We start from the raw sequence: 23,530 nt of genomic DNA, 5'->3' as shown, positions 1-23,530 counted from the left end.
CTCGTTTTGGAGTATTTGTCATATTGGCCTTGACCTTGTTGCTTTACATAAATTCGCCAACAGTATCCATAATTATTTAATCTTCATAGAACCTTTAAGGTCTATTGCCCCCAAAATGGAATTGACCCGACCCACCTGGATTGACTAAATAAAAACACTCGGTGTAAGATAAGGTTTAAAGATGACCGACACTTTTAAGGCCGGTCATTTTAAGTTCACATTATAGAGGCCGGTATGTCTGACCCGCTCTGGACGCTCCAACAAGGTAACAGCCCGCTGGTAGCCGCAGCCATTCATCATGGGCATGCCGCACGAGAGGAGGTAACCAATTTATTTGCCCTGACAGAATTGGACCGCCTCCGGGAGGAGGACCCCTTTACCGGCCAATGGGTCACCATGGCCGATACCCAAATTGTGGTTTTTCATTCGCGCTTTGAGGTAGACTTGAACCGGCCCAGGAAAAAAGCGGTTTATCTGAAACCCAAAGATGCCTGGGGGTTGCAGGTTTGGCAAACTCCCCCCCCGCCCAATATGATTGCCCGCTCGCTGGCGCAATATGATGCTTTTTACGCCGCAGTGCAGCCTATTTTAACCTATCTGGCAAACTGCTTTGGCCGCTTTGTGGTGTTTGATTTGCACACCTACAACCATCGTCGCGCCGGGCCGGATGGCCCCCCTGCCAACCCCGTCCAAAACCCGGAGGTCAATATCGGCACCGGCACCATAAACCGCGCCCGTTGGGCTCCCCTGATAAACCGTTTTATGGCCGACCTGCGGACCTTTGATTTTTTGGGTCGCCAGCTTGATGTGCGGGAAAATATCAAATTTCAGGGCGGTTACTTTTCTCGCTGGATTCACCAAACCTTTCCCGAATCCGGCTGCGCTCTGGCCATCGAATTCAAAAAATTTTTTATGGACGAGTGGACCGGCCAACCGGACCAACTTCAACTGGAAGCCATCCGCCAGGCATTACAATCTACCGTGCCGGGTATCCTGGAACTATTGCCCCAACTATGAGCCAAACCAAACCATCGTCTCGTCGTATCATAACCCTTCGTTTTAGCAAAACCGTCTGCCAGCGCCTGGCCGAAAACAAGCGGGTGCGCCGCAATCTACCCCAGTGGGGACGCCTGCACATTGACCGGCAGTTACCTTTTTTGGTTGTTTATCGCCGCCCATCAAACCGCGCCGATCCCGGTACCGACCAACTGGTCTTGGGCGAGGCGTCTTACCTCCAGGCAAAGGCCACCAAACAACTCAAGCCCGGCCTGGCCAAACTGGTTGACAATGTGGCCCAAACCCTGTCGGCCAAGTTTGGCGCGTTTTTAATTGTAGAAATCTGGGCTGCCCCGGAAAACCACAAACTGACGCCGGGCGATTATCTGAAACCCCGCCCTGCATTTCGAGTATTGACCTCCGAAACCCAATCGCCGGTTAAGACCGTTGAGGCTTTGGCTGAATCGTTAAAAAAAATCAAAATTCTCAAGCGGACCGCTCAAGTTGAGGTAGTTTATGCGCGCAAACGCTCGCCCCGGGGGATGTCACCCCTGCTCCTGGCTGGCCGGGCGCGAGCCTTGAACTGCTTTATTGTTGGCCTTGAAGTAGCGCCAATTTACCGTCACCCCGAAACCGGCGAACTATTCCCGGTGGTGTTACAGGCATTACACCGTAGTCTGGCCCACGCCCTCAAACGAGCCTTTTTTGAGTTTATGCGGGTGCAAACCACGCATCGCCCCCCCACCCATCAAGTTTTGGGGCGACGGGCTGTGGTGAAAGCCGTTTGGAACGTTGACCGGCAACTGGCCGAGATCAGCAATTCGTTTGATTTTTTGTTGCAGGTAACGCCGGTCAACGTCCATGCCGCCTGGCAACTCTTCAAACGCCGCCATTTTCAACGCCCGCCCATATTTCATTATCGCCCCCTCCCCATGGACCCGGCCCTGCTCAAACGCAAACTGTATTCCATTCACATCGAACGGGTGGAAGACCCTACCCTGGCCTATCTCTTCCGCCAGAAACGCAGCGAACTCGACCGGCAGTTGACCATGTTATTAGACCGGGACACGCGTAAATTTGTTTACGGCAGTTTGCAAGTTTATGGCGGAGTAGACGACAACCTGTATCAATTGGCCGTCTCGCTCCTGGAGCAAATCTCCCCTCGCAGCCGGGACGGAACGGGCGGATATGTAGACGCCCAAACGTTTGCCAATCGAGCCAAAGATGAAGTAAAATATTACCGGAATATCTATCCTGGCGTCACTGCCGCCGTGCAGATACGAGACGATATTACCGGCCTGATGGTATCGCACGGCAACCTGCTCATTAGTAACCGAACTCAAATTCCCGTGCCCAGAGTGGAGGCCCTACTGCAACACGAAGTAGGCACCCACATTCTCACTTATTTCAACGGTCGCGCTCAACCTTTTCAACAACTCTATACCGGCCTGGCCGGCTACGAAGCCTTGCAAGAGGGCCTGGCCGTCTTATCGGAATATATGGTAGACGGCTTGAGCCGGCCACGCTTACGTTTGCTGGCCGGCCGGGTCTTGGCTGCCCGGCGTTTAATTGAAGGGGCCTCATTCATAGACACCTTCCAGGAACTTTTTCGCCAATACGGCTTTGCCCAGCGGACGGCCTACATCATCACCATGCGGGTTTACCGGGGCGGCGGCCTGACCAAAGATGCTGTTTACCTGAAAGGTCTGGTCATCCTGCTAGATTATCTCAAACGAGGCGGCGTGCTGGAACCGTTGTTTGTAGGCAAAATCACTGCCGCCGACATTCCCTTGATTCGGGAATTACAATGGCGAGAGGTGCTTCATCCGGCGCCGCTGCTACCCCGTTATATGGAAAATCCGCGAACTGCCGAAAAGTTTGTGCGTTTACGCAACGGCTTAACCGTGCTTGATCTCATCAAAAGGAGCAAAAAATGAGGATAGGGTTTGTGGTCAACGACATTATGACCGAAAAACAGGGGTACACCACCACTCGCCTGGGTATGACGGCCGTCAACCGGGGCCACGAGGCCTGGGTGATGGGCGTGGGCGATCTATCTTATGAACCCAATGGGCAGGTGCGCGGGCGCGCTCGTTCGGCGCCGGGCAAAAAATACACCACCCCGGCCTCTTATTTGCGGGCCTTGCAAGGGATCAAGGCCAAAACCGAGCGCATTAGCGTAGACGACCTGGACATTTTGATGCTGCGCAACGACCCGGCCGAAGATGCCAGCACTCGCCCCTGGGCGCCTTCAGCCGGCATTGTTTTTGGCCGGGTGGCCCGAGAACACGGCGTGATTGTTTTAAACGACCCCGACAGCCTGGCCAAAGCCATGAACAAAATGTATTTCCAACATTTCCCCGAAGCGGTGCGCCCCCGCACCCTCATCAGCCGCGACCGCGCCGAAATCAGGCGTTTTGCCCGGCAGCAGGGGGGCAATATTGTGTTAAAACCCCTGCAAGGCTCCGGGGGGCAGGGCGTATTTTTGGTCAGGCCGGATGATATGTCTAATCTCAATCAAATGGTCGAAGCCGTGAGCCGGGACGGGTATGTGATAGCCCAAGAGTATCTACCGGCGGCGGCCGAAGGAGATACCCGCCTGTTTTTAATGAACGGCCAACCCCTGCGCTACAAAGGCAAATACGCCGCATTTCGCCGGGTCCGCAGCGGCGACGACATTCGCAGCAATGTGCATGCCGGCGGCACCATCGCCCCCGTTGCCGTGACCAACGAGATGCTCAAAGTGGCCGAAATTGTCCGCCCAAAACTCACCCTGGATGGCATGTTCCTGGTGGGTCTGGATATTGTGGGCAATAAACTTATGGAGATTAACGTCTTCAGCCCCGGCGGACTGGGTAGCGCCCAGAAATTTGAAAAGGTGAATTTTACGGTGGCCGTCATCGAGGCTTTGGAGCGTAAGGTACAATATATGAGCTATTACGAGCGCAATTTTGACAATATCGAGATGGCCACGCTTTAAGGCCGGTGACTTTATAATTCTCGCATTGTCAATAACGGATAGAACACCGTAACTATTCACCTGCCGGGCATGTCATTGCGAGGGCGCAGCCCAAAACAGTCTCCAATGCCGAGATGGGGCAGCTTCGCCTCCGGCTCGTCATGGCATGGGGGGACAAAGTGAACAATGACAGAATATCTATAGCAACAATTGCTTATTGAAGTCTTCGCCTCTATATAGTAAGATATGTTAAAAACTCACACTTCAAGAAAGAAGGTTTAAGCCCATGACCATTACCCCCGGCGAAAACGTCGGCCCTTATCGCGTTATAGAGCAGTTAGGCAGCGGCGGCATGGCTACCGTTTTTAAGAGTTACCATCCAGCGCTGGATCGCTACGTGGCTATCAAGGTATTGCACCCGGCCTTCAAAGCAGACCCCCAATTTTTTGAACGCTTCAAACGCGAGGCCCGGATTGTGGCCAAACTGGAACATCCCAACATCATCCCGGTTTACGACTTCAACGAGCATAAGGGCGAGCCTTACCTGGTTATGCGATTTGTGGAAGGCGACACGCTCAAACCCAAAATGAATGGCCAGCCGATGCCTGCCGCAGACGTACTGCGCCTGATTCGCCCGGTTTGTGAGGCGCTAACTTACGCGCACAACCAAGGGGTATTGCACCGGGATATCAAACCCAGCAACATCATGGTCACCAAAGATGGCAGCGTGTTTGTTACCGACTTTGGCCTGGCCCGGATGGTTGAGGCGGGAGAAAGCACGCTTTCTCAGGACATGATGGTGGGCACGCCCCAGTACATCAGCCCGGAACAGGCCCAGGGCATGAAAAATTTGGATGGCCGGACCGACATTTACTCGCTGGGCGTGGTGCTGTATGAAATGCTCACCGGCCGGGTGCCCTTTAGCGCCGACACCCCCTTTGCCACGGTGCATGACCACATTTACACCCCCCTGCCGCTCCCCAGTTCCATCAACCCGGATATTGACCCGGCCATAGAACGAATGTTGCTCAAAGCCCTGGCTAAAGACCCTAACGACCGCTATGCTAAGGTTAATGATTTGCTGGCTGCCTTAGAAACCACTTTGGGCGCTGCGGTGGCCCAGGTTCCTACGGTGGCCGAAACAAAACCGGAGGTAGCTCCCCCAGGCAAAAAGAAAGCTGTCCCCTGGTGGGTATGGGCCGGGGGGATCACTCTGGTTTTGTGCACTTGCCTGGCAGCGGCCCTGCTATTTGGACGGCTACGGCAAAATAGAATCCAAAATCCACCGCCGCCCCCGGATGGACGGCCTGCGCCCACGCAAGTGTCAGGAAACCAACAACCGCCTCCTCTCCCTGGAGAACCGGGACAACCGCCTTCGCCCGGCGAGTTGCCCCAACCAGGCGACTTGCCGCCCCCTCCGCCCGGCTTTGAGGCCGATAGCCCGGAATATCTGGAAGCAACCGAATTAACCCGGCAAGCGCTGGAGGCCATGGAAAACCGCCAGCCGGAACAAGCCATTGAATTGTTTCAGCAGGCCATTGAAATTATGCCGGAATACCTGCCCGCCTATTTTGGCTTGAGCGAGGTTTTGAAACGTACCGGAGAACCCGATGAAGGGTTAGCTGTGCTTGAAGAGGCCGTGGAAAACAATCCCGAAGAACCGGCGGCTTACCTGAAATTAGGCGAAGAATACCTCCTCAGCGAGGATCCAGAAGCTGCGTTGGAGACCTATGACCAACTGGTTGAACTCATCCCAGACCAACCGGCGCCTTATGCCGGCCAGGCGTTGGCTTTGATGATGATGGATGATTTTGACGCGGCCAGGCCGCCCCTGGATAGAGCTTTAGACCTGAACCCGCTCAGCCCAGAAGCGCGTTTGGCCAACGCCATTTACCTTTTCCACCAGGGCCAAAGACAGGAGGCTATCCAAGAATTACGCCAGTTGGTCCGCGACCAGCGGGCGCCGGCCTTTGTCAGGGATCGGGCCACCAGAATGTTGGAACGCTTTGAGGAATAGGCAAAGTAAGTCTACAACAGTTGCCAGATAAAACCCCCGTTAGGGGGTTTTGATGTTAAAGGCTGTTACTCAGGCCATCTCCACCACAGGCAGCGTTTCTTCTTCAGTAACGGCCAGTTTCTGCCACACCTCTGCAGCCAAACGGGCAATCGCCTGGGCCGACGGCGCGCTTGAATCTTGTTGATTGACCAGCGCGCCCTTATACATAGCCATGTATATCCGGGGGTCGTAGGGGACAAGATAGGGCTGTTGGGACAATTTCAACACCTTGCCTATTTGATCAGGCCGCACCCCGCCGGGTATCTGCGCCCGGTTAATAACCACGCTTAATCGGTTGGGGGCAAATTCAAGGCGACCGGCCAACTCAAGAAATAACTTGACGCTTTTAATGGCCGGCAACTCGGGAGAGGTGATAACCAAAATATAATCTGCCTTTTCCAAGATATTTACCGTAATATCGGTCAGTTGACTACAGGTATCCACCACCACTGCCTTAAACAGATTCTTCAAACCTTTGACCACTTCGGGCAGCATGTCGGGCAGAATGGTGTCGGCCAACTGCGGCTCAGGCGGTGCCAATAATAACTTCAACCCTGAGTGATGGGGCAAGACTACTTCCGACAACAATTCGATGTCTAGCTCACCGTCATGCACTATATCGCTAATGGTGCGGGTGGGGCGCACGTTAAGATGCACCGAAATATCGCCAAACTGTAAATCACCATCCATTAAAACCACGTCGCCTTGCATTTGTTGCAATGCCACGGCCAGGTTGGCCGCAATGGCCGACACGCCAATGCCCCCCTTGGGGCTAAAAACGGCAATGACCGGGGTACTCGCCTCACTCTGCGCCAATTTTGATTTGGGCCGGGCGGCCAATTGCGCTTGCGCCGTTGCCGCCGCTTCTATTTTTTGGTAAATAGGCTTCCCAATTCCATAAACCCGCCGCACGCAACTGATCAATTCATCCGACGTAAACGGCTTGGGCTGAAAGTCTCTGGCCCCGGCAGCCATAGCTCGCTTCATATAATGCTGTTCAGCCTGCACCGACATGATGATCACCTGGCTATACGGCGATTCAACAGACATTCTTTCCGTAGCCGTAATGCCGTCCATGTCGGGCATGTTAATATCCATCAACACAATATGCGGCTTTAGCTCAATGGCCATCTCAATGCCCTGCCGTCCGTTGTGGGCCTGGCCAATCACCTCTATATCATTTTCAAAATAGAGCAACCGGCTGACATTTTCACGGGTATCAGGATTATCATCAACCACCAAAATCCGGATTCGTTCGTCAGACGTACCGGTTGGACTGGCCGCAATAGGTTTAGGCGAAGCCGGGGCAGAGGCAGGAGTGGGGCCAATCACCGAGGCCGGAGGAGAGGCGCCGGCCTCCGGTTGCCGCCCCGGAACGGTTCTACCGGCCGCAGGGATGGCCGGAGCAGAGGCAGGGGGTGGATCCGCCGGGGTTGGCGTCTCCGGTTTGGCCGGCGACGATTGCGCCACCTTTCCGGCGGGAGAGGCAGTTGGTTTTACTTGACGTTTTTTGACCTGCTGCTTCCTGGCCGCTTGTTTCTTCTTGGCCGCCTGTTTTTTAATCCGGCGTCGCCACCCCAAAAAGGCCACCGCTCCCACGAGCAGCAGCAACAGCAACCCTATTAAAGCCCCAATGATAATAATAGTTTCTAACGGCGGCATAAAACCTCTGCCCAAACTGATAGGAAGGTTTTTAATCTTTCACATTGTACCGACAAACCCGACCTACGCCAACAGTACTAAAATGCTAACATGACGAACGACCAACGACGAACGACAAACGACCAGTTTTCGTCGTTCGTCGTTGGTCGTTCGTCATTACTCATGGTAAAATTTCGTCTGAGCATACCCATCTATGAATCCCTCGGACTTTATTAAGCACTTAAAAGAACAGAGTTTTTACCAGGATCAAATAGCCCACGTGGAACGGATTAGCGCGCGGAGCGCCCAATACACCCTGTTGGAGCGGCCCTTGCTGCGCCCCCTGGTTGAAGCCGTTAAAGCCGGCGGCACCGCCCGCCTTTATAGCCACCAGGCCCAAGCCATTGACGCCATTCGGGCCGGGCAGGATGTCGTGGTGGCCACCGGCACGGCCAGCGGCAAAACGCTCTGTTACAATTTGCCTGCTCTGGAAGCTATTTTGCTCAACGCTCAAACCCGGGCCATCTACCTTTTTCCCACCAAAGCCCTGGCCCAGGATCAACTGCGAGTTTTAAAGAACATGGTCGGCCATCTGAAACAGACGGCCCCGGCTCCTAAAAATGCGCCTTCCATGACTGTCCCTCGTTTTGGCACCTACGACGGCGACACGCCCCAGAGCAGCCGGGGCCGGTTGCGCCGCGAGGGCCACATCATTTTGACCAATCCCGACATGCTGCATGTTGGTATTTTACCTAATCATACCCTCTGGGGTCAATTTTTGAAAAACTTAAAGTTTGTGGTGGTGGACGAAGCCCACATTTACCGGGGCGTGTTTGGCAGCCATGTAGCCGTTGTTTTTCGGCGGCTGGCCCGGCTGAGCCAACTCTACGGCAGCCAACCCCAATTCATCTGCTGTTCGGCCACCATCGCCAACCCCGGCGAACACATCAAACGCCTGACCGGCCGCAAGCCCGTGGTGGTGGCAGACGACGGTTCGCCGCGCGCGCCCAAACAATTTGTGTTGTGGAATCCCCCTTTCCTGGACGACAAAAAAACAGCTCGCCGCAGCCCCAACAGCGAAGCGGCCAATCTTTTTGTGGAGATGGCCCGGCGGGATGTCCGCAACATCACGTTTACCAAAGCCCGCGTTGTGGCCGAGTTGATCCTCAACTACGCCCGCCAAACCCTGAACCGCACCGACCCGGAACTCAAAGATCGTCTGGCCTCTTACCGGGCCGGGTATTTGCCCGAACAGCGCCGCGAGATTGAACAGGCCCTATTTCAGGGCCAATTGACCGGCGTCACGGCCACCTCGGCTTTGGAATTGGGCGTTGACGTGGGCAATCTGGACGCCACCGTGTCGGTGGGCTATCCGGGCACGGTGGCCAGCCTGTGGCAGCAGGCCGGGCGGGCCGGGCGCGGCAAAAGCGGCTCGCTGGCTGTGCTGGTGGGCCTGGATAATCCCCTGGACCAATACTTTATGCGTCACCCGGCCCAACTGTTTGGCCGCCCCCACGAGCATGCTCTGATTGATCCGGGCAACGTGTATATCCTGGAACAACACCTGCCCTGCGCCGCGCACGAACACCCCCTCACCCCGGCGGATGAAATTTTGTTTGGACGGGGGTTTGTGGAGGCGATGGTCAACCTGGAAGAACGCGGCGTGCTTACCTATCAAGCGGAACAAGACAAATGGCACTACCGGGGGCGAGACTACCCGGCCGAACGGGTCAGCATTCGCAGTATTGGCCGCAGGCCGGTGGCCCTGGTAGACGGCAGTAAAAAATTCAAGCGGCTGGAAGAAATGGACGAGGTTTCGGCTTACAGCCGGGTCCATCCGGGCGCCATTTATATGCACCAGGGCGAGAGCTACCTGGTCACCGAACTCAACCTGGAAAAAGGGCAAGCCGTGTTGGTGCCGGCCCGCGTGGATTATTACACCCAACCCCGCGAACTGAGCGACATTCACATCATCCGTTCGCTGCGCCACCGGCAACTAAAAATGGCCACGGTTTATTGGGGCGCGGTCCGGGTGGCCCAGGAGGTGGTGGGCTACAAACGCGTTCGCCAGTTCAGCGAGGCCAACCTGGGCGAAACGCCCCTGGAGATGCCCACCAACACCTTTGAAACCCGCGCCCTGTGGTGGGATGTGCCTGTTGAATGGGCCAAACACCTGGCCCGTCGCGGCTGGGACTTTATGGGCGGCCTGCACGCGGTGGAGCACGCCGCCATTGGCCTGCTGCCCCTCTTTGCCATGTGCGACCGCTGGGACATTGGCGGCCTTTCTACCCCCATGCACCCCGATACCGAAAAGCCTCAAATTTTTATTTACGACGGTTACCCCGGCGGCGTGGGCATTACCGAACAAGGCTTTAATTTACTGGCCGATCTCTGGGCCGCCACCCTGGCCGCCATTAAAGATTGCCCTTGCGACGACGGCTGCCCCAGTTGCATCTACAGCCCCAAGTGCGGCAACAACAACGAGCCGTTAGACAAACGGGCCGCGATTTGGATTTTGGAATCGCTGTTGCGCGCGTAACCCGGTATTTTAAGGTTAAGTTTTCCGAATCCCCCTTGTCAAGTGAGCAAAAAAGGTGTATACTTGATTCGGTTTTTGGGTACAATATATTGTAGGTAGAGTAGTAATACCACTATATATTGTGGCTTATTTGTTTGTTTTATGTTAAATGGGGGAAGATGGGACCTTACCGTTTACCTGTGATACGCAACAATCAAGGTTATGGGAACACCTTGGTTGTCTATCCATTTCCCCCTTTAAGTTTTGCCCCCGATATTAACTCTGACTATTTCCGACACCTAAAATTGAGTTGAGGTGGGTAAAGGCGCCTGCTATTGCCAGGTAACTCTGGGCTGTTTTTCGCCGCGTCACTTTTTATTATGTAAATATACGTCAGGAAAGAGGCTATCCAATGAAATGTCCATTTTGTGGTGCATCCAGCACTTATATCCGGGTTATTGATACCCGCGAGGTCACGGATGGCATCCGCCGCCGCCGCGAGTGCGATCAATGCCATCAACGTTTTACCACGTATGAACGTATTGCCAGCATGAATTTGCTGGTCATTAAACGAGACGGGCGGCGGGAAGAGTTTGACAAAGAAAAGCTGGTCAAGAGCATGCGGGTCTCCTGCTCCAAACGGCCGGTTTCCAGCGCGGCCATCGAGGACGCCGCCCGGGAAATCGAAGCCGCCCTGTACGCCATGGGCAAAAGCGAGGTCAGCCATCAGCAGATTGGCGAACTGGTGATGAAACACCTGCAAGATATTGACGACGTAGCCTACGTGCGTTATGCCTCGGTTTACCGCCGCTTCCGCGACGTGACCAGCATGGCCGAAGAGATCCAACTCCTCCAGGCCCGCAAACGCCGGGAAGAGGAATTGAGAAATCAGATTCCCTTGCCCATTGGCGAAGAGACATAGTTCTGATGGGTACAGTTATTTAACGGTAACGTTATATAGTTGTTCGGATAATGTTTTTTGGGTAGAGACAGGACGCTGTCCTGTCTCTACCTGGCAAAAATTCAAAACCTTTTTCTGAATATCTATACCTACTATTTTTCTGGGAGCAAAACACATGCCGACCAAACCCGCAGCAAATACGCCACAACAAAAAGTAAACGCCGGCAAAAATGGTCATCAAACCAATTCTCTGCACCCCCTGGGGGAAAAAATCTTTCTCGATCGTTACGCCCTGAAGGACGGCCAAAAAGAAACCATCACCCCGGGCGATACGGTGGTGGTGGCCGTCAACCTGGAAACCGGTCAGCGCGAAATTGGCACGGTGACCGCCCTTAACGGCCAGCACGTCACCATTACCCTCCGGGATGGGGCAGTGGTGGAACGGGCCATTGAGCACCTTGACAAACCTCTGGAAACCCATCCCTCGGAAATGCTTAACCGCGTGGCGCGGGGCATGGCTCGGGTAGAAGCGCCGGAGAAACAGGCCGAGTGGGAGAAAAACTTCCGCTGGCTGCTGGACGAGTGGAAATTTGTGCCCGGCGGGCGCATCCTGACCGCCGCCGGCACCGACCAACATCTGACCTACTACAACTGTTACGTCATCCCCAGCCCACAAGACAGTCGGGGCGGCATTATGGACACCCTCACCCAGATGACCGAAATCATGTCGCGCGGCGGGGGGGTGGGCATTAACCTCTCCAGCCTGCGGCCCCATCACGCTTACGTGCGCGGGGTCAATGGCCGCTCCAGCGGGTCGGTGTCGTGGGGCGAGTTGTATAGTTTTGTCACCGGCTTGATCGAACAAGGAGGCAGCCGGCGCGGGGCGCTGATGCTCATTCTTAACGTGTGGCATCCCGACGTGCTGGAATTTATCAACAGCAAACGCCAAATGGGCCGCATTACCAACGCCAACATCAGCGTGGGCATCACCGATGACTTTATGGAGGCCGTTAAAGCCGACACCGATTGGGATTTGGTTTTTCCCGACACCACCCACCCCGGTTACGACGAAACCTGGGACGGCAACCTGGCCGCCTGGCAGGCCGCGGGCAAGCCCGTGATTGTTCACAAAACCCTTAGAGCCAGCGACATCTGGCACACCATCATCGAAAGCGCCTGGGCCAGCGCCGAGCCGGGCATCTTTTTTGTTGAACGTTACAACAAAATGAGCAATTCGTGGTATTACGCGTCTATTCTTTGCACAAACCCATGTGTTACAAAAGACACATTGATTTATACCTCAGAGGGATTAATCAGTGCGGAAGAGTTGTTTATCTCAAACCAAGAGATTGACGTTGTAGTGGATGGCCGTTTCGGACGCCAGGGAACAACGGCAAAAGCCTCTCACCTCTTTCGCACAGGCAAGAAGCCTGTTTATCGTCTCCAAACAAAAGAAGGTTACTACATCCGGGCAACCGCAAACCATCGCCTCATGACCCCACGTGGATGGATCGAACTACAAGATTTGCGACCCGGTGATCAAGTTCACATTCTTAATCGTAAAGGTGGATTTGGCGCCAAAGGCTCTCTGGAACTGGGACGTACCCTGGGCTGGCTAATTGGCGACGGCACCCTCAAACAAAATGAGGCGGTTCTTTCTTTCTTCGGTCCCGAAAAGCGCGAGTTAGCCCCTATGTTTGCCGATTACGTCAACACACTGGTCGCGCCGATAACCGCAACTGCCCGTCGTTACCACGTGGCTCCGGCCCAGATACCAGATCGAGATGAAGCACGCCTTAGTTCGACCCGCCTTTACACCATTGCCCAAGAGCATGGTCTCGCCAAAATCAAACATCGTGTGCCTGAAAGCGTACTACACGGTTCAGAAACAATGCAACGAGGCTTTTTACAAGCCCTCTTCACTGCCGATGGGAGCTTCCAAGATGGCGGCTCAAAGGGTGGAAGTGTTCGACTTGCGGCTAACTCAATAGAATTACTTGAAGATGTACAACGCGTCTTGCTGAATTTTGGCGTCGTCAGCCGTATCTACCGTAATCGCCGTACAGCCGAATATCGAAACCTGCCTGATGGCAAAGGAGGCATGAAGCCTTACTGGTGTGAAGCTCAACACGAACTGGTTATTTCCAAACAAAATATGATCGCGTTTTCTGAAGAGATTGGTTTTTTGATAGCATACAAGCAAGAAAAATTACATCACTACATTACCCGGGGCAAACGTGGCCCCTACACGGAAAAGTTTACCGTTACCGTAGAAGATATCTTCACAGAAGGCATTGAAGACGTTTACGATATTACGGAACCGCTTACCCACTCTTTCATCGGAAATGGCCTGGTACTTCACAACTGCGGCGAGCAGGGTCTGCCCGCCTGGGGAGTCTGCAACCTGGGCGCGTTGAACCTGGCCAAGTTCGTCAAAGATGGCCAGGTGGATTGGGACAGTCTGGCCAAAGGCGTGCGCTACGCCGTCCGTTTCCTGGACAACGTGATTGACGACACCCCTTACTTTTTTGACGATAACCAGCGCCAGCAACTCAGCGAGCGACGGGTGGGCCTGGGCACCATGGGCCTGGCCGAAATGCTCATCCGCCTGAAAATCCGCTACGGCAGCCCGGAATGTGTGGCCTTTTTGGATCAGCTCTACGAGTTTATTGCCACCGAAGCCTACCTGGCCTCCGCCGGCAACGCCGCCGAAAAAGGAGCTTTTTCCAAGTTTGAAGCGGAGCAGTTTTTACAGAGCGGCTTTATGCAGGGCATGCCGGAAAAAGTGCGCCAGGCCGTGCGGGAAAAAGGCATCCGCAACGTCACTCTGCTCACCCAGGCCCCCACCGGCACCACCGGCACCATGGTCAACACCTCCACCGGCATCGAACCCTTCTACTTTTGGAGTTTTCAACGCACGGGCCGCATGGGCACGCACGAGGAGCAGGTGACCGTGTACGACGAATGGCTCACGGCCCACCCCGACGCGCCCCTGCCCGATTATTTTGTCACCGCCATGGACCTGACCCCCGAAGAACACGTGCGGGTGCAGGCCGCCATTCAGCGCTGGGTAGACTCTAGCATCAGCAAAACCTGCAATACGCCCCACAACTACACCGTAGAACAAACCCGCCAGTTGTACGAACTGATCTACAAGTTAGGCTGCAAGGGCGGCACCATTTACCGCGACGGCTCCCGCAATGAGCAGGTGCTGAATTTAAAGGAAGAAGACAAGGAAAAAGTCAACGAGCCAAAAGCGTCTCCCCCCCAATGGCGCGTGCGCCCGGCCACCCTGCACGGCAATACTTACCGCAAAAACACGCCCATCGGCACGGCCTACATCACCATCAACGCCAACGGCGAAGGCGACCGGGAGCCGTTTGAGGTGTTCATCAACGTGGGCAAAGCCGGCAGCGACGTGGCCGCCGACGCCGAGGGCCTGGGCCGCTTGGTGAGCCTGATCTTGCGCATGCCCAGCCCCCTCACCCCGCAAGAACGGGTGCAGGATATTGTGGCCCAACTGCGCGGCATCGGCTCGGGTCGCGCCCAGGGTTTTGGCAAAAACCGGGTCATGAGCCTGCCCGACGCCCTGGCCCAGGTGCTGGCCGAACACGTGGGTTTCAACTCCACCGGCGACCTGCCCGGCCTGCCCGACGAGGGCGAACGGGTGCAGCTCAAACTCTCCCTCAAAGGCGATCTCTGTCCCGGCTGCGGACAGGCGACCCTGCTGCACATCGAGGGCTGCAAGAAGTGCCTGGAGTGCGGGTATAGTGAGTGTTAAGCACAAAACCGTAGGGACAAAACAATGTTTTGTCCCTACGGTTGGCAAGTTGTGACCTTATCAGGACGCCGGGTAATCAAATATTCCAATTTCTGCTACTTCAGAGTTAGTTTACTAACGTCCCTCCAACCAAACCTTTCAATCATCCTTAAATTCAGTTTTTAGGCTGGATTTTTTGTTTACAAATTTGGGCATTTGATGTTATTATTAGAGTAGACTTCCTTCCAAACACCCTACGGAGACATACATGGCCCGCACTGAAAACGTAAAAAAACACGCCGACCTGGATAAAATGAACAAATATCTTCTCAGGCAATTGTCTGTTGTTGTGGCCGTCACCGCAACCCTTGTGGTCAATGGGTTGGCCAACGCGCTGCCCCTGAACGGCCAAACAACGGGCGAAATCTCAGACCGGTTTCAGGTGTACTTTGTCCCGGCCGGTTACGTGTTCTCCATTTGGGGTCTGATTTACCTGGGCCTCGTTCTTTTTGCCGTCTATCAGGCGCTGCCGTCGCAGCGAGAGCATCCACGTCTGCGCCGGATCGGGTATCCTGTTGCCTTAAGTTGCCTGGCCAACATAGCCTGGCTTTTTTTATGGCACTATGAGTACTTTCCCTTAACCCTGGTGGCAATGGTTATCCTGCTGCTTCTGCTGATTACGGTTTACGTGCGGCTGGGGATAGGCCGGGGGGCGGTTTCAGCCGCTGAAAAATGGTTGGCCCATGTGCCCTTCAGCATCTACCTGGGTTGGATCACGGTAGCCACTATTGCCAATACCGCCTCCCTGTTAGATTACCTGAATTGGGGGCAATGGGGTCTCAGCGCCGAAACGTGGACAGTGGTTATGCTCTTGGCCGGGGCAGGTCTGGCCTTGGCGGCAGGTTTCACCAGGGGCGATGTAGGCTACATGGCGGTCATCATCTGGGCCTTTGTGGGCATCGCCGTTAAACATAATAACCCCCATCTGGTGGCCATAGCGGCGTGGGCGGCAACGGCAGTGGTCGGGCTGGCCTTGGCGGCAGGGATAGTTCTTCCGCGGCTGCGCAAACAGCAAACCCTATAAACCCCATCATCTGCAAAAAAGGTGGCTATTCGCCCAAGCGTTGAACGGCGTGAGCGCCGCGTGAATCGAGGTGCTATGACTCAAGATCAATGGTCTGCGGTTGACCGCTACCTTAATAATTTGCTGCTGCCGCCCGACCCCGCATTGGAGGCGGCGTTGCAAGCCAGCGCTGCGGCCGGCCTGCCGGTGCACCATATCTCCCCCGGTCAGGGCAAGCTGCTATTTCTGTTGGCCCAAATCCAGGGGGCGCGCGTTATTCTGGAAATCGGCACGCTGGGCGGATACAGCACCATCTGGTTGGCGCGCGCCTTGCCTGCCGATGGCCGCCTGATTACCCTGGAAGCCGATCCCAAACACGCAACAGTCGCCCAGGCCAATTTTGCCCGGGCCGGGCTGAGCCACACGGTTGAGTTGCGCCTGGGCCAGGCCCTGGATACCCTGCCGCAGCTTGCCGCCGAGGGGCGTGGCCCATTTGACCTGATCTTCATTGACGCCGACAAGCCGCACAACCCGGATTACTTCAAATGGGCGCTCAAACTCTCCCGGCGTGGCAGTTTGATCATTGCCGACAATATTGTCCGCAGCGGAGCGGTTGTTGACCGAACCAGCAACGATCCCAATGTGCGGGGCGTGCGCCGCTTTCTTGAGCTTGTTGCCGCTGAACCCCGGGTAAGCGCCACGGCGATTCAGACCGTGGGGGGCAAAGGATATGACGGCCTGGCCATCGTACTCGTCACCGCTGACGGGCCAGGGAGGTAGGCTTGCCTTGGGGAAAACCCCCTCCCCCCAGCAAAGTGAGACAAAGTATTTAACTGTGTTTCAGCCCCACCCAGTCAACGTCAATGTTTGCCCTGGCTCCTAATCGTTCGCAAAGCTCGCCGGTGTGTTGCATCAGGTGGCGGATGTTGTAGAATTGAAGCTCCAATTTGCCAAAAGGCAGCCACTCAAAGCCGGATACGTCCTCCAGATTTAAAGAAGGCACAGTTTCCAGCACCTGTTTCTGGCAAAATTCCAGATAGGCCAAAACTTCTTCCTTTGCGTATGGTTCGCCAATTTCCGGTTTCTGGTGCGGCGGCCAGGGCAACGGTCCCATAAATTGATAGTGCTCTCTGTGTTTGGCCCACGGCGTAAACTCTTTTTCGCTCGACTGTAGATACAGGTGGGTGTAAAAGAGAGCGTGATAGGCAATGTGCCAGAACTTGTTTTTATCTGCCGGATTGTGCCATAAAGTTTCCGGGCATTTAATCACAGCCTGCTTGAGCATTTCCAGCGAAGCGAGATATTGAGAGGTGATAACTTCCTTGATATTCATTCTTTGTCCTTTCTAACCGGCTATATTCACCATGGTAAAAACCAGCGCTTACTCCTGGCTTAAATTCAGGTAAGCCTCGGCAAACCGGCTCCCAATTATTTGATAACTCTCTGGGGTGAAATGAATCATATCTTTTAATGCCAGGTCGTCGGTGGTGATCATTTCACAATACGGCATTTGGACCAATGTTTGTTGTTCTTTAACCAATTCCCAATTGACAAAAATATCCGGGGCCGCATGGTTGCCGATTTGGGCAAAGATTACCGGCAGTTGAGGTGAGGCCAGATCGGCCCGCCAATTATTAACCAGAAGCTCAAATCTATCCCGCCACTCATAGGGAAACAGGGCTGTTTCCTGGTATAACTCCGGGGCAATCGCTTCCGCTTCTCCCTGAAAAAAAAGGACCCCCGCCACATGGCCCATCACCGAGGCGGCCCGGACTCGTTTTAAACAGGAGCCATACAACGTATGGTCACTTAAGCTTCTTTGCCACTGCACCATTGAACTGCCCCCCCTGGCGCACGGGATTAAGCCAATCGCCAGTTCAGGTTGCCTCTCCAAAAGAGACGTGGCAAACGCCAGGGCCGGGCTAAAACCGGCGTCCGGGTCCAGGGATACCTGGTCAACCTGGTTGGTGGGATCGTCAACCGGCTCTTGGGCCACTTTCCAGCGATAATCATTGCCAAAAACAAACACATTTGCGTTTGTTTGCTGGCCGTCCGGCACTTCGCCGCGGCCGCCGATGTTTGATTGTCCGGCCAGGATAAACAGGGCCAGTTTGCCTTGAAACTGGGGAGGGATAATGTCTGGCGGGGGTGGCTCATTTTGGAAAAAAGAAGGCCCATAACGGTTGTTCCATAGTTCTCTGAAAGTGCCGCTAAGATCACCGTAGGCTTGCAGCATAACACCCAAGATCATGCCAACGGCCAACGTTACAGGCAGACTGATATAAAAAGGCAGTTTAGTCCTCATTGGCCCATTCAGGTTATGTAGATAATCCTTAGCTAAACGTAATCGCGCGCGTTAGGGCATTATTTTGATGACTCAATTCGTCGTAGCGATTAACGTCATCCACCAGGGCGGTGACGGTGTGAGGCCCGTGCAGAGAGAGGGCTTTGACGGCGCGGATGGTTTCGGTGGCCCCGGCCGGCATGGGTTGGGTAACGCCGTAGGTGAGGTATTGGCCGTCTACAAAAAAGGCGACCCCCACTACATTGGGTGTGGGCGCAGGGCCAATGTTGGACACAGTGGCCTTCAGGATTATTTGACCCGATGGATCGGTTTCAAAATCAATGCTCTCGATGGTGGAATCTGGCAGTTGCGCCTCGTCGCCCGGCAGCACGTGGAAGTCCAACTCAAACTGATTATTGGTTTCAGAAATTTCTGGATAACGATTGACGTCATCCACAATGGCCAGCAGCCGGTGCTGACCGGCCACCGCCCGCCACGAGGTTACGGACCTGATGTTGCGGGTTTCACCCGGCGGGATAGGCGCAGTAGTACCAAAGGTGATGTAGCGGCCATCAACCAGAAAGGCCACCCCCACCAGGTCGCCGGTGATGGCTGTGCCAATGTTGCGGACCATTGCTTCAAAGGTAACCTCGTCCCCTTCCTTAAAACGTCCCTGGCCCATGCTCACATTCAGGATCACTGTGTCGGCTAATTGGGGGCCGGCCGCGCCAAAATCAATTTGTTCGGTTAAGGTATTGTTTTCTTCGTGTTCCTCCGGGAAACGATTCACGTCGTCTACAAAGGCCGTGATTTTGTGGGAACCGGACAAAGAGAGCGGCTGTACGGCCCGCACCGCCTGCGATTCTCCGGCCGGCAGGGGCGGGATGACGCCAAAGGTGGCGTAACCATCGTCCACAAAAAAGGCCACGCCCACCACATCCCCGGTTTGCGCCTGGCCGATATTGGCCACCAGCGCGGCCAGCCTGATCTGGCCCACTTCATTTCGTTCAAAGGCAATGTCTTTAACGACCACATCGCTCATGGCCGGGGCCGGTTTGGCCTGAACGTAAAATTCAAGCTCAAGCGAGTTGTTGATCTCAGAAATTTCCGGGTAGCGGTTCACGTCGTCCACCACGGCCGTAAGCAGATGTTTGCCGGCGAGCGCCGTCCAACCGGAGACCGACTTGATCAGGCAGTCGGCGCCCGGCGCAAGCGCATCCGCCGTGCCAAAGGTGATGCGTTGGTTGTCAACCAAAAAGGCCACCCCTACCGTATCACCAGTAGAGGCGTTGCCGATATTGCGCACGGTAGCCTCAAAACCAAGCTGGTCGCCGGCCACCAGCTTGGCCTTGTTAAAGCCCACGTTAAGCACAATGGTATCGGCCCGTTCAACGGGCGGCGGCCCGGCGCTGAGTTCTTTGAACAAAAATTGGCGGCGACGCCTGATCCAATCTTTCAGCCGGTCCCGTTCGTGATCAAATTCGGCATTGCTTGGCCATTTGCGGGTATCCTGATGAGCCAGTTCAGTGATTTCAGCGTAGTAGGTGTCAATCTGGTTGAACAACTTGTCTTCAACAAATTCCGTCTTTAACAAGTGGTCAACTTTGGCCCGGAGGCGCTCGAACAGGGTGGGGTTGTTGAGCACGCGCTGGCTCAGGCGGTTGGCCATTTGATTAGAACCTTTGATAGAAGTTCCCTCCGACAGGTCGTCGCACAAGCCGTCGCAATAATCGTTCCAATTGCGCCCCCAGGTCAGGTCGTAGTCCCAGGGCATGATCTCCCACTTATCATCCTCAACCCGGTTGTGCAAAAAATAATTTTTATGGTAGGTATCGTTGCTTTGCACCATCGTGTTGACGGCCAGCCAATCCAGATAAGATTCAACATCCATCACGTCGTCCAGGTGGCGGGCAATGGTGTAGGCGTCCCAGCTATTGACCAGGCGAATAAAGGCGTCAAGGTCGCTATAATCCAACTCGTCGGCGGTGATAACGCCAATGGGGGGCAGGTTGAGGGCCATGCGGGACAGGTTGGCCGGGATGTTTTGGGCCGCAATATTTTTGGTACTCTGTTTGTCGTATAAGATTTTCAGAACGGCTTCAGGCTGCGGGTCGAGCACCGCCCCCATTAATACCCCGTTCACCGAACCTCCATCCGCTTTGTAGAGCGTGCCAATCTCGCGCCCCTTACGGCGAAAGAAGTACTCGTCCACGTGGTCCAGGGCAGTATATAGCCCGCGTTCCAGGAGTTGGCCTTCCTTGCTCAGAATCGTAAAGTCCAGATGCCAGGCGTTGGAAGCGACCACGCTGGTTTTGGCAAAGAGATCAAAGGCTAACCGCTCCCGGATGAGACTTTTGTCCACGTAGCTGGCGCTTACGTCAATGCGTTTGGTGTGTCCCTGGAATAGATTTTTTTTGGGAAACTTGATTTTAAAGCCTTTTTTGGGGAAACTGAGCGTGGTTGAACCTCTAAAAGAGATCTCCCCTTTTTTGTACAAAACACCATCCACTGCCAAATCCGCGTCAATATCCTCTTTCAGCCAATAAGTGCTGAGCATGTTATCGTAGTCGGATTTGTTGACGGTAGCGGTAATGACCATGACCATCATTTCACCTCCAAAAAAAGGTTACAGTTTGCTGGGGATTGGATTATCCCCAAAATGGTTGTTTTTTTCTTATTTATCAGGTGACAGTCACTTACAATAGCCTTAAATTTCAGGCCAAAGGGATCTGGAAACAATTAGGGTGGGGGGTGGGCTGAATGTATCCAGCCTTTCTATTCCAGAACTTTTTTCAACGCGCCATAGGAAATAAGGTCACTGATGTTTTCGACAAATTTGATATTTTCCAACGCGCCGCTGGCCAATGCGCCGCGCAGGATGAGGGGTGTCAGGTCCAGGTCTTCCGCCCCCCGATAGGTGGACAGAACGCAGTACTCGGCGCAAAAGCCGGTGATGATGACGATATCCACCCCCAGGGTTTGTAGCTCTTTTTCCAGCAACGTTTTATTGAAAGAGTTACTGTAGGTTTTGTGAATGTGTAAATCCGAGGGCAGAACGTTCAGCGCCTCAGGCACATCAAAACCCGCCACCCCCGGTTTTAAATTTTCGGCTTCGTCCACGTGTTGGACACATATAACGGGCAGGTTCTTTTCTCTAAATAAAGCGATGGCCGCGTTAATGTACTCAATGGCGTCATCCAGCGATTGCGCCGTAACGGGGTTAAATTTATAGAACTCTTTTTGCACGTCAATAACCAATAGGGCTGGCTGCATGCGAACCTCCCCAGCAATGCGAATTCACTAACCGGAGCATTTGGAAATTAAAAATAGAGAGATTGGCCCTCTGTGATCTTTAATCCCATCTTCGGCTAAAATAGATAAAGTTTTAATTCCAGTTTCTCAGCTCAAAGCCTGACCAATTAAGCAAAGGCTTGTTTGACCCTTTTTTTGCAAAATCAATATAAGCACAACAATGCCCATAATAGTACTCCAGGGAGGAAAAATAATCAAGGCCAGATTGGGGATTGGTTTTGAGAAGATCAACTAATAATTGCCGCCCCTGTTGCCGGTGGCCCGCTTTGATCAGCGTAATGGCTTGTTGTAATTGACCTGACAAAATGTTTTGCTCCCTAACGTAAAACTAAATTGTTGTTTTTCAACAACTTCTATGATACGGCAAAACAATCAGGTTCGTCAACTTTTATGGCCGGCCAGATGTAATAACATACATCCGACTCCGGGTGACGATTTGTCATAATTCCCCTTAACTGGTATAACTATTGCTGTAAGTTAATCGGTTTGGCAACTTTCACCGCTCCGGTTCGACGAATTGGAGCGGTTTTTTTATGAGTTACACGAAGGAGTTCTATGTATTTTTCAGAATTGAATTTAAGCAAATCCCTACAAAAGGCCGTAACGGCCATGGGATATAATCAAACAACACCCATCCAGGCGCAGGCCATTCCGCCTGCCCTGGAAGGGCGCGATATCATTGGTTGCGCCCAAACCGGCACAGGCAAAACCATCGCCTTTTTACTGCCGGTTTTACAGCAACTGTTACGGGAGCAAGGTAAAACAAAAAATCCCCGGGTGGTGGTTTTGGCGCCTACCCGCGAATTGGTTATCCAAGTTACCGAAGAAGCGAAAAGCTTAGCCGCCCACACCCCAATACAAATTGCGGCTGTTTACGGCGGGGCCAAAATGGGTTCTCAAATCAATAAGCTGCGGCGAGGGGTTGATGTGATTGTGGCCACGCCGGGACGCTTGCAGGATCATCTGCGGCGCAAAAATATAAATTTCAAAGAGCTACAGGTGTTGGTGCTGGACGAAGCCGACCGGATGTTGGATATGGGTTTTCTACCCGACATCAAACAGATCGTCAACCAGATGCCCCGGCAGCGCCAGACCATGCTCTTTTCCGCCACTATGTCCGGCCCTGTTTTAAATCTGACCCGCCAATTTCAGCATAACCCGCTGATGATCGAGATCGGTTTGGCCCGCCCGCCGGAAGCCATCCGGCAAGCCCTCTATCCCGTGCCCAAACACCTTAAAACCCAACTGCTGATCGCCTTGCTGGAACAGATGGACATTAGCAGCATGCTGGTTTTTACCGACACCAAACAGGAAGCCGATATTGTTACCCGGCAACTCAAGCGGGCTAAAATTTCGGTGGCCTGTATTCATGGCAATTTCAAACAATCACAGCGCATAGCGGCATTGGAGGGCTTTCGTTCAGGTAAGTATCAGGTTTTGGTGGCCACCAACATCGCCGCCCGCGGCCTGGACGTGGAAGGCATCTCGCACGTGATCAATTATGATGTGCCGGAGCACGCCGAAGATTACGTGCACCGGGTAGGCCGTACCGCCCGCGCCCAGGCCGATGGCGACGCCATAACCCTGGTGACGCCCGACGACGAAGCCATGATTTACCGGATTGAGTATTTGCTTGGCTACAAAATTGAGCGAAAAACGCTTCCGGGTTTTGATTACAACGTGCCGGTCCCCTCGTGGGCCAAACCTTCAGCCGAGGCCCTGGCCCGCCAAACGTCGCAATCGCGCAGCCTGGCCGACCGCTGGCGGGCGATGGCCGGGCGGTAGCCATACAACAGATGGCCTAGTTTTTCACGTTTTCTTCTATATTCTGTAGTGGTCAAGATGATATTAAACAACGCAGAGGCGCGGAGTTCACAGAGTTTTGTTATTTTTCCTCTGTGTTCTCTGTGTCTCGGCGGTAAAAATTTCCCTCGCTTGTGTTCAAAATGTTCTTGGCTCTTTCAGAATATCCGTGAGAGCCCCCAGATATAGTAGGGGCGTCACGGAACAATTAGGTAAAAAGGGCATAGCCTTCAAGAT

At 54.0% G+C, this 23,530-nt stretch carries 15 protein-coding genes; 10 read left to right on the top strand and 5 right to left on the bottom strand.

The window, feature by feature from the left end:
* The first annotated feature begins 234 nt into the window (after positions 1-234).
* From JW953_23105 to JW953_23090, 4 genes are all read left to right on the top strand, one after another.
* On the top strand, positions 235-1,017 hold the full coding sequence (locus JW953_23105; protein ID MBN1995596.1) for an N-formylglutamate amidohydrolase: 783 nt from the start codon (positions 235-237) through the stop codon (positions 1,015-1,017).
* On the top strand, positions 1,014-2,933 hold the full coding sequence (locus tag JW953_23100) for a DUF1704 domain-containing protein (GenBank protein MBN1995595.1): 1,920 nt from the start codon (positions 1,014-1,016) through the stop codon (positions 2,931-2,933). Before JW953_23105 ends, JW953_23100 begins: the two co-directional genes overlap by 4 nt.
* Positions 2,930-3,976: a glutathione synthase gene (locus tag JW953_23095; protein MBN1995594.1), complete on the top strand. Its 1,047-nt coding sequence runs from the start codon at positions 2,930-2,932 to the stop codon at positions 3,974-3,976. Before JW953_23100 ends, JW953_23095 begins: the two co-directional genes overlap by 4 nt.
* Before the next feature lie 265 nt (positions 3,977-4,241).
* Positions 4,242-5,972: a protein kinase gene (locus tag JW953_23090; GenBank protein ID MBN1995593.1), complete on the top strand. Its 1,731-nt coding sequence runs from the start codon at positions 4,242-4,244 to the stop codon at positions 5,970-5,972.
* Between the two features lie 69 nt (positions 5,973-6,041).
* Here the strand turns inward: JW953_23090 and JW953_23085 are convergent, their stop codons facing one another.
* Positions 6,042-7,673: a response regulator gene (locus JW953_23085; protein MBN1995592.1), complete on the bottom strand. Its 1,632-nt coding sequence runs from the start codon at positions 7,671-7,673 to the stop codon at positions 6,042-6,044.
* 193 nt (positions 7,674-7,866) lie between these two features.
* On the opposite strand from JW953_23085, the gene JW953_23080 reads away from it, so the two are divergent.
* The 5 genes from JW953_23080 to JW953_23060 all read left to right on the top strand — a co-directional run bounded on the left by JW953_23080 (position 7,867) and on the right by JW953_23060 (position 16,674).
* The gene (locus JW953_23080; protein ID MBN1995591.1) at positions 7,867-10,191 is read left to right on the top strand and encodes a DEAD/DEAH box helicase; all 2,325 of its coding nucleotides are present in this window, start codon (positions 7,867-7,869) and stop codon (positions 10,189-10,191) included.
* 391 nt (positions 10,192-10,582) lie between these two features.
* Positions 10,583-11,092, top strand: coding sequence for a transcriptional repressor NrdR (gene nrdR, locus JW953_23075; protein ID MBN1995590.1), 510 nt, complete (start codon positions 10,583-10,585; stop codon positions 11,090-11,092).
* A 154-nt stretch (positions 11,093-11,246) separates the two neighbouring features.
* A complete protein-coding gene (locus JW953_23070) occupies positions 11,247-14,852 on the top strand; it encodes a ribonucleoside-diphosphate reductase (protein ID MBN1995589.1) in 3,606 nt (1,201 codons plus the stop codon).
* A gap of 292 nt (positions 14,853-15,144) precedes the next feature.
* A complete protein-coding gene (locus tag JW953_23065) occupies positions 15,145-15,915 on the top strand; it encodes a tryptophan-rich sensory protein (GenBank protein MBN1995588.1) in 771 nt (256 codons plus the stop codon).
* A gap of 75 nt (positions 15,916-15,990) precedes the next feature.
* Positions 15,991-16,674 (top strand): O-methyltransferase, encoded by a 684-nt coding sequence (locus tag JW953_23060; GenBank protein MBN1995587.1) that lies wholly within the window; start codon positions 15,991-15,993, stop codon positions 16,672-16,674.
* Positions 16,675-16,723: 49 nt separating this feature from the next.
* On the opposite strand, the gene JW953_23055 is transcribed toward JW953_23060, so the two are convergent.
* From JW953_23055 to JW953_23040, 4 genes are all read right to left on the bottom strand, one after another.
* Positions 16,724-17,227 carry a DinB family protein gene (locus tag JW953_23055; protein ID MBN1995586.1) on the bottom strand — a complete coding sequence of 168 codons (504 nt, stop codon included), beginning with the start codon at positions 17,225-17,227 and terminating at the stop codon, positions 16,724-16,726.
* A 48-nt stretch (positions 17,228-17,275) separates the two neighbouring features.
* Positions 17,276-18,199 carry a sialate O-acetylesterase gene (locus JW953_23050; protein ID MBN1995585.1) on the bottom strand — a complete coding sequence of 308 codons (924 nt, stop codon included), beginning with the start codon at positions 18,197-18,199 and terminating at the stop codon, positions 17,276-17,278.
* A 28-nt stretch (positions 18,200-18,227) separates the two neighbouring features.
* Positions 18,228-20,786, bottom strand: coding sequence for a CotH kinase family protein (locus tag JW953_23045; protein ID MBN1995584.1), 2,559 nt, complete (start codon positions 20,784-20,786; stop codon positions 18,228-18,230).
* Positions 20,787-20,953: 167 nt separating this feature from the next.
* Positions 20,954-21,451 (bottom strand): isochorismatase family protein, encoded by a 498-nt coding sequence (locus JW953_23040; GenBank protein MBN1995583.1) that lies wholly within the window; start codon positions 21,449-21,451, stop codon positions 20,954-20,956.
* A gap of 594 nt (positions 21,452-22,045) precedes the next feature.
* Between JW953_23040 and JW953_23035 the strand changes: the two genes are divergently transcribed.
* Positions 22,046-23,275, top strand: coding sequence for a DEAD/DEAH box helicase (locus JW953_23035; GenBank protein ID MBN1995582.1), 1,230 nt, complete (start codon positions 22,046-22,048; stop codon positions 23,273-23,275).
* The last annotated feature ends 255 nt before the right edge of the window (positions 23,276-23,530 follow it).

It is taken from the genome of Anaerolineae bacterium (assembly GCA_016931895.1).
GTDB lineage: Bacteria > Chloroflexota > Anaerolineae > 4572-78 > J111 > JAFGNV01.
The sequence above is the reverse complement of the archived record's forward strand: the minus strand, read 5'-3'. Positions and strand labels throughout refer to the sequence as shown.